General features: G+C 56.2%; 10 protein-coding genes and 1 tRNA gene. 3 read left to right on the top strand and 8 right to left on the bottom strand.

Annotation, left to right across the window (positions count from 1 at the left end):
* Window positions 1-7: 7 nt before the first annotated feature.
* Both GDA65_05705 and GDA65_05700 read right to left on the bottom strand, forming a co-directional pair.
* On the bottom strand, window positions 8-928 hold the full coding sequence (locus GDA65_05705; GenBank protein MBA5862185.1) for a hypothetical protein: 921 nt from the start codon (window positions 926-928) through the stop codon (window positions 8-10).
* Complete coding sequence (locus GDA65_05700) at window positions 925-1,365, bottom strand: hypothetical protein (GenBank protein ID MBA5862184.1); 441 nt, start codon at window positions 1,363-1,365, stop codon at window positions 925-927. The genes GDA65_05705 and GDA65_05700 overlap by 4 nt, the downstream gene beginning before the upstream one ends.
* 557 nt (window positions 1,366-1,922) lie before the next feature.
* Between GDA65_05700 and GDA65_05695 the strand changes: the two genes are divergently transcribed.
* Together GDA65_05695 and GDA65_05690 are read left to right on the top strand one after the other, a co-directional pair.
* The gene (locus GDA65_05695; protein ID MBA5862183.1) at window positions 1,923-4,727 is read left to right on the top strand and encodes a methyltransferase domain-containing protein; all 2,805 of its coding nucleotides are present in this window, start codon (window positions 1,923-1,925) and stop codon (window positions 4,725-4,727) included.
* Window positions 4,728-4,760: 33 nt separating this feature from the next.
* Window positions 4,761-7,769, top strand: coding sequence for a GAF domain-containing protein (locus tag GDA65_05690; GenBank protein MBA5862182.1), 3,009 nt, complete (start codon window positions 4,761-4,763; stop codon window positions 7,767-7,769).
* Window positions 7,770-7,883: 114 nt separating this feature from the next.
* Here GDA65_05690 and GDA65_05685 read toward each other — a convergent pair whose 3' ends face one another.
* Window positions 7,884-8,867 (bottom strand): alpha/beta fold hydrolase, encoded by a 984-nt coding sequence (locus GDA65_05685; protein ID MBA5862181.1) that lies wholly within the window; start codon window positions 8,865-8,867, stop codon window positions 7,884-7,886.
* 143 nt (window positions 8,868-9,010) lie between these two features.
* Here GDA65_05685 and GDA65_05680 point away from each other — a divergent pair, with 143 nt between their 5' ends.
* Window positions 9,011-9,637, top strand: a complete 627-nt coding sequence (locus GDA65_05680; GenBank protein MBA5862180.1) for a class II aldolase/adducin family protein — start codon at window positions 9,011-9,013, stop codon at window positions 9,635-9,637.
* 91 nt (window positions 9,638-9,728) lie between these two features.
* Here GDA65_05680 and GDA65_05675 read toward each other — a convergent pair.
* The 5 genes from GDA65_05675 to GDA65_05655 form a co-directional block, all read right to left on the bottom strand.
* A tRNA-Asn gene (locus tag GDA65_05675) sits at window positions 9,729-9,804 on the bottom strand.
* 64 nt (window positions 9,805-9,868) lie between these two features.
* Window positions 9,869-10,135: a hypothetical protein gene (locus GDA65_05670; protein MBA5862179.1), complete on the bottom strand. Its 267-nt coding sequence runs from the start codon at window positions 10,133-10,135 to the stop codon at window positions 9,869-9,871.
* Window positions 10,136-10,214: 79 nt separating this feature from the next.
* A complete protein-coding gene (locus GDA65_05665; protein MBA5862178.1) occupies window positions 10,215-10,493 on the bottom strand; it encodes a pyruvate ferredoxin oxidoreductase in 279 nt (92 codons plus the stop codon).
* Window positions 10,494-10,516: 23 nt separating this feature from the next.
* Entirely contained in the window at window positions 10,517-11,224 is a 708-nt protein-coding gene (locus GDA65_05660; GenBank protein ID MBA5862177.1) for a ferredoxin oxidoreductase, read from the bottom strand.
* 17 nt (window positions 11,225-11,241) lie between these two features.
* Window positions 11,242-12,144: a ferredoxin oxidoreductase gene (locus tag GDA65_05655; GenBank protein MBA5862176.1), complete on the bottom strand. Its 903-nt coding sequence runs from the start codon at window positions 12,142-12,144 to the stop codon at window positions 11,242-11,244.
* Window positions 12,145-12,198: the final 54 nt, after the last annotated feature.

Genomic DNA, 12,198 nt, shown 5'->3' with positions numbered 1-12,198 from the left:
TTTTCGCCTACCGTTTCCATCCCATTCGCTCCATCGCGCCTTTGGAGACGTCGAACGCAAAGCGCAGTTGCACCGCAAAGTATTTTTGGACCAGCCCGGACTGATCCAGCGGCCGATCTTCTTCGCGGTAGAAGGCTAGCTCCATATCCTGCCAGCGCACGGCAATCCCCACGATCCAGTCGAGTTCAGAAGGAGTGAGAGGCTGACTCGCCTCCCGGTCGGTGAAGAAATTCATGTCGCCATACAGCACGACTTTGTTCTTATACAGGTCCAGGTCTGCGTGGGCGACATACCGGAACAAGGCGCGGCCGGTATTGTTGGGCCGTGCGAAGTACTGGCTATTGTGGAACAGCCAGCCTGCGCCGGCGTAGGCGGTGAAATTTTGGTGAGGGAACGTGCGCCGCCACCACGTGGAATCCTGGATGGCTTGAAAACGTGCCGTCACGAGGGCGTCGGCATAGGCCTGCTTTAAACCCCGGCGATCGAGTGGCGCATCCCGTTCATATTGCAGACGCCAATTGAACCGGTCGAGAACGCCGGTGAATGCAAAGGTGCCGTCCCACTCTGACAGTTTGATCCACCCGTCGGTTCGATCCGAGAAAAAATTCTGATCGGTATAAAACGTGAGGTATTGTTTGTAGAGGTCCGTTTCCAAATGCAGCATGTGGCGCATGCCGACGAGACCGGTATTGTCAGGGCGGGCGGCAAAGGTCGGGTTCTTCACAAATGCGCCTGTGAGGAAGTATCCGCCGAAGAGTGTTTCCTCTTCTTCTCGTGCTTCGTGCTCCGGTTCGTCCATGGATGGAAGCGGACGGCCATATTTTTCAAGCCCATAGGCGGGTGGGATCCAGCCAGCCAGGACCTGCAGGCATCCGGCTAGCAACATCAGGCCCAGGATCTGCCGACCATTGGCGCGCCGGGTCTTCATTCCTGGCAATTCGCGAAGATTTCTTCGCAATCGTTGGACGCATCCACGGAACTGGGCACAAAATGATACCGGACTTGTTGGACCCGGTGGGCTTGGAGAATCACGGTCGCCCAACAGCCATGATGGACGGTCGGCCTGCTTCCCTTCGACGACACCATGGATTCTTCCAGGAGCGGCGCCTCTCTGTAATAGCGGAGCATGGTGACCGAGCTGTCTTCTCGCCTCTGTAGCGGATTTCCAGCGCAGGCGAGTACCTGTTGGAGGGTTTTTCCCTGGAGGGCCTGCTGATGAGGATACCCCTCAGTGATGGGCGGGGCGCTCTGGCAGCCAAGCACGAACCCCGCCAGGAGCGTGCACCGCAAACCATTGTACAGTCGGAGATAAGCCGGGCGCATGATGAGTACCACCGCATCAGATTCAGGCTCTGTGGGTAGCATACCTGGTTTGTTCAAAGCAACCGATCAGGCGTCGTTGGTCACTGAGGCCGCCTTTTCACCCCAATGGTGTATCCGGCGGCTATCGGATGGATGCCGGGCCTGTCAGGACGTGAGAAGAAGCGTGGATCATTCCCCGGCGGAGGCTCGGACGGTCGCGCCGAATATCATGCGAATCCGGTGGGCTCTCAGAACTACGTATGTGCCCTGCCTGCGCGTCAGTATCATGACGGTCGTCAGCGCTCTGACTGGTCCCGACAGATCGATGGGGCGGCGGGCGTTATTCCTGGGGGACAGTTAGCCCTGACGCTATCAACTAAGTTATTTCTTGTAGGGCGGGACATCTTTTTCGACTGATGAGTTGACAATTATGTCTAATTCCCTAGAATAAGCTTCGAATCTAAGACAGGTTAGCTAGTCGCTGTGTGCCTACACTGAGGCTGTGCGTGCCGCTTATCCTTCCCCGTTTTGATCCTCCGACATCCTCCCGCGGTTTTGGAATCGTTCGTGCGCTTGCAAGAGTCCAGCCTCGCCCGGAGCTCGACGAATGACGGGGCGAGATGGCCACAGGTTGTTCACCACGATGCTGCGGCCAGACCGGCACCTGGACTCAAACTTGCGGGAGGAAATGTATGTCGTCTCACATCATTGCGCATAACGTGACGCCGCTGTTACCGGTTCGACGGGGGCATGAGGATAGCCCGAACGCTTCCGTGGTCGAGAGAAAGAAAACGAACGACGCCTGGTCGCTCTCCCTTGCGGAACGGCGGGCTTCCCGTCGTCTTGCTCTTCGCCTCTCCACTCAGCTGTTCTTTCAGGGCCATACATGGAACGGCGTCACTCAGAGCATCAGTTTGGGCGGCCTCTCGATGGACTTTGTTTCGGACATTCCGGCCATGCTGAATCAGCGCATGATGTTGAGTTTCAACCCGGATGAGGGCGCGTTGGACAGCATCGGGATCGTCTGCGGCATTCGCTCGTCCGAGGATGTGCCCGCGTCTGGTCGGAGTCACACCGCGGTGACACTGGCCATTCAATTCGTGCGTTTGAGTGCCGCAGACGAACTGGTGGTGGCGTCGCTCCTCAGTGAAGGGCGCACCCCGTCAAGACAGCTGCGTCTGACGGCCGCCTTGGTCGTGCAGGAAGGTGAAGAGTCGCTCATCGACGCCGGTTCGCAGCAGACGGTCAGTGCGCCGCCGGCGGTCATGCAGCTGGTACGAGGGCCCGAGCGACCGCGGCGGGAGCGACGGCGTCAGCAGCGGGTCGTGGTCGGATTGAGCACTGAAGTGAGTCTCCGGACTCGTACGGGTGGCCGACCGTTGTCCGCCGCCATGACGACGGACTTGTCGGCCAATGGCGCCTGCGTCCAACTGTCGGCTGAAGACAATCTATTGGGCTCGGAACTCGAATTGCGATGGTTGTCCTCGACGCCGCTCCAGGGATCGCTCCCCGTCCCCATCCTCCCAACAGTCTGTTCGATCGTGGGCGAAGTCGTGTGGACCAGACCGGCTGCGCCTGATACCCGCCCCGGTTGCGTTCCCGTGGCAGGGCGGACTGTACTGGCGGGCGTGCGGTTTCTTCCCGTTGCGAAGGAAGCTGAAGATATCATCGAACATCTGCTGGGACAGGTGCAGGCCCCGAGCGTCGAGGCCAAGACCGGAGGTGCGGCCGTCAGTACCGAGTTCTCAGAATGTTTCCGGCCGTCCGGCCTCCGGATCGTTATTTGCCATGACCGCCCGCGAGGCGACCTGGCGGCCGATGCCCCGATTGTGGTGTTGGCGCCCGGATATGGAGAGAGCAAGCGCGATTATGTGGCCTTAGCCTATTATCTGGCGGGCAATGGGTTCCACGTTGTCCGCTACGACAATGTGAACCACGTCGGAGAGAGCGACGGTCTGGTGACTCAATTCCGCCTGGAGGACATGGCGTCCGATCTCGAAACCGTACTCGACCATGTCGCCGGCCAATGGCCGGGCCGCCCGATCGGCCTCGTGGCCACGAGTCTGGCCGGCCGCGTCGCATTGAAGGTCGCCGGCAAGGTGTCGCATGTGCGACTGCTGATGTTGATCAACGGGATTATGGACGTCCGGCATACTCTGCAGGCCGTGCATCAAGAAGATTTGATCGGGGAGCATCTGGCGGGCGTGCACAAGGGCGTGGTGAATATCATGGGGCTCACCATCGATGCGGATCGTTGGTTGGCGCATGCGGTGGAGGGGGAGTATGCCGATCTGTTGACGACCCAGCGCGATGCCGCGCGTCTTCGAACTCCGGTCGTGCTGTTTCACGCTGAGCAGGACGCCTGGGTTGACCCTGCCTCCATTGAGCGCGTGACTGAGGCGATCGGCCCGTATGTGCGCCATTCCTTCGTCGTGCCTGGCGCATTACATCGGCTGCAGGAGAGTCCACGGAAAGCCCGCGCGGTGTACCGGCAAATTGCCGCCTGTTGCCAGCAGGAGCTTTGGCCTGCGCGGCGTCAGGAACGGATGGTCGAACCGTCCCATCGTGAAATCGGCATGCAAAACCGACTTGAGCGCGAACGGAGCAAGAAGCGGCAGTCGATGGGAAAATCGGATCACGTGGCGTTTTGGCAGGAGTATTTGCAGAATTTTCAGACGATTCCCAATGTGGCCGATTTCTGGCGCCTCATGGATCATCTGTATCGATTAATGGGTAATTGCCACCAGGGTGAGCGGATTTTGGATGCTGGATGCGGCAATGGCAATTTTGGAGTCTTCCTGCAACTGAATCAGGCGTTCCGGCAGCGATACGGCAAGCGCGGTGATTTTCGCTCCCCTGACTATGTCGGTCTCGACTTTGTGCCGACTGCATTGGCTCAGGCGATGACCAATTTTGAGCAGGTGGGCGCGACGTTGAAGGGGGAATTTTATGAAGGGCTGCGGGCCTATGAGCCCATGTCGATGCGTGTCTGCCAGGCTGATCTTGAATGCGCGCTGCCGTTTCCCGACCATTCCTTCGATCGTGTGGTGTGCAACCTCGTGTTGGGGTATGTGCGCGACCCGCTCTTCACTTTGCGGGAATACCTGCGTGTGCTGACCCCGCAGGGGCGGCTGGTCATTTCCAATTTGAAGCCCTATGCGGATCTTTCCGCCATTTACCGCAATTTTGTGGATACCGCTCAGACGAAGGATCAGATCGAGGAAGGTCGTCGCCTCTTGGACAATTCTGGTAGAATCAAGGAACGCGAAGGCGAAGGCACCTTTCATTTCCACTATCAGACTGAATTGGAAAGTTTGCTGCGCGCCGCGGGGGTCTCTCGCCCGCGGATTTATTCCACGTTCGGAAACCAAGCCCTCGTTGCCGTTGCCGAGAAGGGCCTGGCGCACATCACGGTCGCTGCATGATGACACGGCTCAGTCCCTCCCAGAGTACCTGATATGAAAGTGCTCGCATTCAGCGCGCTGGTCAATGCGTTGGCTGCGGCAGGGCTCGGAATGTTCGTCTATTTCCGGGATCCTGCCGCAGCGCGCAACCGGATCTACGGGCTGTACTGTCTGAGCATTGCCTTCTGGAGCATGTTTTACTGCGGGTGGCAGCTTGCGGAGTCGAAGGACCTCGCGCTGAGCCTGTTGCGCCTGGTTATGGCCGGCGCGTCGCTCATCCCCATTCTGTATTTTCACCACACGGTGACGTTTCTCGACATAGCGGCTCGCCATGACAGAGCGCTGAAGGTTGGGTACGGATTAGCCGGATTCTTCCTGTTAGCCGATACGACCCCCTGGTTGGTGGCAGAGGTGCATCCGGCGATGTCCTTCTCCTTCTGGCCCGTTCCGGGCCCATTCTTCCATCCGTTTCTCGCCTATTTCCTCTGGTATGTGATCTACGCGACCTCGCTCGTGGGTGTGGCGCTTCGAGATGCCAACGGGATCCGACGCCATCAATATGCCTACATGCTGGCGGCCAGCGTCATCGGCTATGCGGGCGGCGCGACGAATTTCCCGCTGTGGTACGGCGTGCCGCTATTGCCGTACGGCACAGTACTCATCACGATGTATACCGCTCTGATGGCCTATACGATCGTTCGGTATCGCCTGATGAATATCAGCGTCGTCCTGAACAAGGGGCTGGGATATGCCATCGTGCTCGCCATCATCGTGGTGGCGACTTCCATCGGCGCGGTGCTCAGCAATCGCGCGACAGGACATTCCACCCCTCCGTTATTAGCCGGAACCCTGTTTCTGATCTGTGCCTTGTGGGTACTCAGTAATAATCCTCGCTCCTCCTCAAATACTATTTTTAGCGCCGTATGCGGCGCGGCCTGCCTCTGGCTGTTCGGCTGCTTCATGCTGTTCTCGGCTTCCCACGAAGAAGAAGCCCTGCTCTGGGTGCGGGTGATTTATACGGGCGTCGTGTTTCTGCCGGCGTTGACCTATCACTTTGCGCAGAGGCTTGCCGCAGGGGCTGTGCAGGATCGGCTGATTCTCTGGAATTATGCCATCGGCGGGTTGTTCTGGAGTCTCTTGTTCACGACCTATCTGGTGGATGGTCAGTACCTCTATTATTGGGGTCGGTATCCTAAGGCCGGCGTGCTCCACCCATGGCTGGTCGCCTACGTGGTGTCGGGCGGCGGTCTGACGGTCTATCGACTCTATCAGGGCTATCGGCACCATCAGTCGTCCGCTCCTCTTCTAAGCGCCCAACTGAAATATACCTTCGTGGCGCTCTCGCTGGGGTTCCTGGCCTCCCTCGATTTCCTGCAGAACTATGGCGTGGGATTCTATCCGGTCGGCTACCTGCTGGCAGGACTGTGTGTCACGGTTGTCGCCTACGCAATCGCACGATACGAACTGATGGATATCTCGTTCGTGCCGAGCAGGCCGAAAGTCATGTTATCGATCAAGCTCGCGGGCCTGATTCCGGCCTATATGATCATTCTGCTCGTTATACGAATTTTCACCGGCACGTTCCACTATCTGCTTGCAGGCGTGCTCTTCGGGCTATTTGTGATTGTGTCGAGTGGGTTGGCTAACCTGCAAAAAGGTGTGGAGCGTGCGATCGGGCAGACGCTCTTTCGAGAACGATACGATGCGTACGACACACTGGTGCAATTCTCCAAGTCTCTCGTGGCGATCCTTGAACTCAAATCGCTCACGAAGGAAATCGTGCAAACGCTGGCCCGTGTCATGAACATTAAGACCGCGTCAGTGTATGTGCTCGACAAGGAGCAGGGGGTCTACAGTTTGACGGCTTCCTATGGGTTTGTGACGAGAGATGTGATTGTCCCTCCCATCAAGATGGAGAGCGAATTCCCGCGAGCCTTGTTGCGAACCGAAACCGCCCTCGTCCGAGAGGAAATTGAGTATGATAAGGCCGATACCGACTACCTGCGATTGCTGGACACGTTGAAAGGCTTGGAATCAGAAGTCTGTATTCCCCTAATCAGCAAGGAACGGCTGGTCGGATTCTGTAATTTGGGACGGCGGGCGAATCATGGCATGTATTCGACGGAAGAATTAGCTCTGCTCAAAACGTTGGCGCAACATGCGGCGATCGCGATTGATAACGCGCTGCTGTATGAGGACCTGCGGCGATCGCAGTTGTTGATGCGCCGTACCGACCGGCTCCGGTCCTTGGAAACCATGGCCGGAGGGTTCGCTCACGAGATCCGGAATCCACTGACCTCCATTAAAACATTCGTTCAGCTGGCTCCCGACCGGCGGGATGATGTGGAATTCATGGAGCAGTTTAGTCAGGTGGTGTGTGAGGACGTCGAGCGGATTGAACGGCTGGTGCACGAGATTCTGGACTATGCGCGGTATATGACACCGAAGCTGACGCAAGAGAGCTTGAACGATGTGGTTTCCTCCTGTCTGTATTTTGTCGAGGTGAAGGCGAGTAGCAAAGCCATTACTATTCAGAAGGAACTCGCGCCAGAGTTGCCCTACGTTAAGCTGGATCGGCAGCAGATCAAGCAGGTGTTGCTCAATTTATTCATCAACGCCATGGAAGCCATCGGAGGCGAACAGGGCGGCCGTCTCTCTGTCCGTACACGAAAACTCGTCAAGCCTGTGAACGAGCCGTGGGTTCAGATCGAGGTGGAGGACAGCGGGCCGGGGATCGAACCGCACGATTTGGATCATATTTTTGATCCGTTTTATACCACCAAGCATGAAAGCGGTGAACGTGAGGGAACCGGGCTGGGTTTGACCATTGCTCATCAAATTGTTCAGGAGCACGGCGGCTATGTGGAAGTGTTCAGCGAGGTGGGGCATGGCACCAAGTTCATGGTCAGCCTTCCCGTGAACCCGCCGATGGCGGAGTGGCAGGCGGCTCAGCCGATCCATGATGACGGTCGAAAACTTGCGGGAGCATTTCTGGCCAGGCCGCATCTGGGTTTGGAGGAACAGTTCAGCAAGCCGGACGCGTCTCTTAAAACCCGGACATGAGGGGAGCCGCGTTTGCTTCCTGACTGTGGATTCGCCTATTTCATGTTGAGGCACAGGTCACGGGCGTGTTCGCCCTGGGCCTTGGCTTGTGAGACGGCGGCCGTGTGGCTCAGGTCATAATCGCGAGGACAGCCATTCGACAATTCTGTTTTCCGCCCAAAACCGGTCTTCTCCCGACCGACGTTTCTGGAAAAATCCACAGTGCCCGCCGTGACGTAGCATCGCCAATGTAATATGGTGATTGTGTCTGATTCCCGGCGTCTCGAACATCGATGCCGGAATGAAGGGGTCATCCTGGGCGGTGATAATCAGCGTCGGCACCGCGATTTCTGACAACACGTGACGCGCGCCTGCTCGATCGTAATAATCCGGGGCATCCCGATAGCCTCCGTCGCGCGCGGTGTACGTGTCGTCGAACTGAGTAATCGTCCTCATCGAGCGCAAGGGCGAGAGATTCCATTGGCCTGGAAAAAGAACGGCTTTCCGTTGTACCCGGGCTTTGAGATTCGAGAGGAAGTGCGCATGATAAAGCCAATTCCTCGGCTGCTCCAGGGCGGCTACGCACTGCGTGGGGTCGATGTTGGGACTGACAGCCACCACGCCTGCAAGGGCCTCTTCCGATCGTTGCAGTTCCCCTGCTGCCTTGAGCACGAGATTTCCCCCCATCGAGTATCCGACGAGCCAGATACGGCCGAGGCCATTTCGCTCACGTAAGTCTTGCAAGATGGCCCGGTAATCATTGCTGAGTCCGCTGTTATACAGAGTCGGGGTCAGGTGATCTGTGCCCCCGCAGGTGCGCTGATTCATCCGGATGACATTAAATCCTGCGCGGAAAGCCTTCGTCGCCATCCCGAGCATATAGTGTGAATCAGCGGACCCTTCGAGGCCATGTACTAACACGACAGTAGGTGACGTCCCGGGGACCGTCTGCCAGTGACAAATTCCGAGCAGTTGGGTGCCGGGCTGAGTCGTAAAGCGACGTTCACTGTGGGGCAGATCCTGTTTCCATCCCGGGCGAGGCCAATAACGGGGAATCAGCGTCATCAGATGCGGGTTTTGGAGCAGAAACGCGGGATGAAATCCATCCTGGCTAATCATACGAGAGTCATCATAACCAAATAACAATCTACTGCCCAACTCAATTCTGCCTCTCCTGCTAAAGACCGTCCTGTCCTGCTCAAGGGCTGCAAGCAAGCAACCGATAACAGATGCTGGATCTCTGTTTCTGAAGGGAGGCAGCTATGCTGACGGCGATCGGCGATGTGATGAGGCGGGTGTATGAGCGGGGCTGGATCACTACGAGAGACGGAAACATCAGCATGCGGAAACGGGATGGGAAATACCTATATATCACACCGTCAGGGTGGCGGAAGACCATTGTTCACCCGGAACACGTGGTACGACTGGAGGTCGTGACCGATCCTGCAACCGGCCACTTGGTGCCAAATGTACGAGATGGGCAGCAGCCTTCTGGAGAGCTCTGGATGCATTGGAATCTCCAGCGGGATACCAAAAAAACTCGCACAGTTGTCCATGTTCACTCGACCCATATCGTAGCAGCGATGTATGCGGGAATCGATTTGCAGGCCATGAGTGCCGAGTTCCCTGAGATATCGCGCTATACGCGTGTCGGCCGAACCGTTCCGGCGCTACCCGCGTTATCCCGAGATTTAGCCGATGTGACGGCGGAATGTTTAGGGCTGAGAAAGGACGGAACGTTGGAATACGACATTGTGGGGCAAACGAATCACGGCGTGTGCGCCGTGGCAATAGATCCGTGGGCAGCCTATGAACACATCGAGCGGCTCGATCACATTTGTGAAATCGTGTTGAAGAGTGGCGTGGCTGCACGATCAATTAGTCGATGAAGATCTCAAACGCAAGCGGTACGGCAAACGTTATGGATAGAGAGGGGGGGATTCCGGTAGCACACCGTCAGCCCCCTTTATGTTTCTAGATTGGCTCCCCGGGCAGGACTCGAACCTGCGACCAGCCGGTTAACAGCCGGCTGCTCTACCAACTGAGCTACCGGGGAACGAGGATATGGTTAACAAGCGTCGGTATTCTAGCAAAACTGAAGAGCGAAGGGGGAGACTTTTTTAGATGCCAAAATCATCAGTTTCGTCTTCGTCCGATGACGCATCTGTATTGCCTTCCGCCTGTGCGGCGAAATGTTTTGCCCATGTGAGATAGAGATTCCCGCTGTCCCGCATCGTGTCTGCAGCTTTGACAAGCTTTTCTGCTAATTCAGGGTCCTTCCCGCTCGCGTGTATGACAGCAGCTCGCCGCTCAATAGCCTTGGGATATTCGTTCAACAGGGCGGCTATGTTTCGGAGGAGTTCATCGAGTACGTTGTCTTCTTCCATTGGATCTCCCCAGGTGCGCATCTCAAGAAAAAACCCCATAGCGCAGGACGCTATGGGGTTTGTGAGACGAAGTGCTTGCTTACCCTTGGTAGGCTTGCCCGAGGCCTGCGGACTCGCCCTTGTGGCTCATCAGCTGCCCCGTGGCGCTGACGGCTTGCATTTCGATCGCTTCGTGTTTGGCCGCATTGCAGACGACGACGCAAAGCTCGCAACCTTTACAGCGATCAATCGTGACTTCTGCGACCATCTTGGTGACGTTGAGATCCAAGCAGTTGGCCTCAGGGCAATACATGATGCACAGTCGACAGCCCTTCTTGGCCACGCACTTCTCGTCGATAACTTGCGCTACGTTATACATGCGACGTGGTTCCTTCTCTCTCGTTAAGCCGCAACGGCAGGATTACCGACCCGCAACTCGACCTTATTTTTTTCGGCCCATTCGCTTGCGATCTCGTATGCTCGCTTGACCGTCGCCAAATTTTTGGCCAGCAGCATTTCTTTTTTGGCGAACTTTTTCTTGATGGCTTCGTCCAATGAGGCCGTTCCGCCGGATGCGACAAATTTCTTTCCAAACCGTTCCTGCAAAGCACCGTCGAGAGCTTCCATCGAGACGCATTTGGTGATGCCCGCCACCGACCCGATCATCGACATGTTTGTGGAAAGTTCGGTCCCTGCAACTTCAATCGCAAGCTCGGTCCCCGCGATATAAAACAGGGATACGTTCAAATCTTTGAGCCGAGTAATGTCTTCTTCTGAGAGAAGGGGTTGTGCGGAGTTGATAATTACGACTCCACCTTCTTTTACGCCGGAATAGAAGGGCATTGTATAACTTTTGCCCATCGTAATGACCTGAGGATGAAATACTTCGATGACATCCGGAAATACCAGTTCTCCTCGATCGTAAATCCGCTCAATCCCGATCCGGCAATAGCTTTCCGCCGGTGCCATACGTTTTTCGGCGCCAAAGAAGGGATTTGAAATAGAGAATTTTCCATCCTTATTGGCGGCCATGGCCATCACATGGGCGGCCGTCACGGCTCCCTGACCACCTAATCCGGACATACGAATGTTCAGTCTTTTCTTAATCATGAACGACCTCCGGTTCCTTAGGCTTTTCCCGCGAGCTGCTTTGCAGCAGCTTTGCGTTCCTTGTCCTTTGCGGCCAACTCTGCCAGGAACTGCTTTGCCGGCTCGCTGACATACTCTTTGTAGGCAAATCGCTCGGTTGGCTTTTCAGAGTCACGCATTTCCTGAAGGCCTTCCATGCTGTTCTTGCCGATTTCGAGAATGCACGGTGTATAGAGCTGGATATACGTTGGGCCGATTTCACGTGCGATCAAAACAGAGTTCCGTATGACTTTTTCCACCAGTGACGGCTTGCTCACGGTGCAGTTTACCACGTAATGACAACCAGACTCCCGTGCTATTTCAGGCAGACGGACCTTGTCAAACAGTTTTCCAACCGGAGCCATTTTGGCGACGAATCCTTTTTGCATCAAGCCGCTTTCCTGGCCGCCAGTATTGGCATAGAGCTCGTTGTCAAAGCAGATGGTGGTGAATTTTTCCTGGCGGAACCAGGCCTGCAAGGTCATGTCGAGGCCGATGTCAACTGTGGCGCCATCGCCAGCAAGCACAACCACATCCTTCACACGATCCGGAAAGCGCACGCTGAGCGCCCGCTTCAGGCCGGATGCAATCGCATTCTGGTTACCAAAGAGAGAATGAATGTTGTGTACAGCCACCATGGGAAACACCAGGCTGGTGCAGCCCGTAGAGCCAACCATCACTGTATCTTCAGGATTAGGCAGGGACGCCAAAATATAGCGGAATGCCATGGATTCAGGGCAGCCGGCGCACAAGGAATGTTGTTCAATCAATTCTTTTGAAGTACCAATATCCTTCCAACCGCGGTCTTCTTTGCCATAGGTCGCGCTCTGGACCAAATCCTGATAGTCCGATGGCATGATGTCATATAGATCCGGCGAAATTTTGATTCGCTCTTTGCTCATGTATGCCTCCTCAAGGCTTAACGATCTCGAATTTGATGGCTCAGGTCACTGCGT

The organism is Nitrospira sp. CR1.1 (assembly GCA_014055465.1).
Taxonomy (GTDB): domain Bacteria; phylum Nitrospirota; class Nitrospiria; order Nitrospirales; family Nitrospiraceae; genus Nitrospira_A.
The sequence above is the reverse complement of the archived record's forward strand: the minus strand, read 5'-3'. Positions and strand labels throughout refer to the sequence as shown.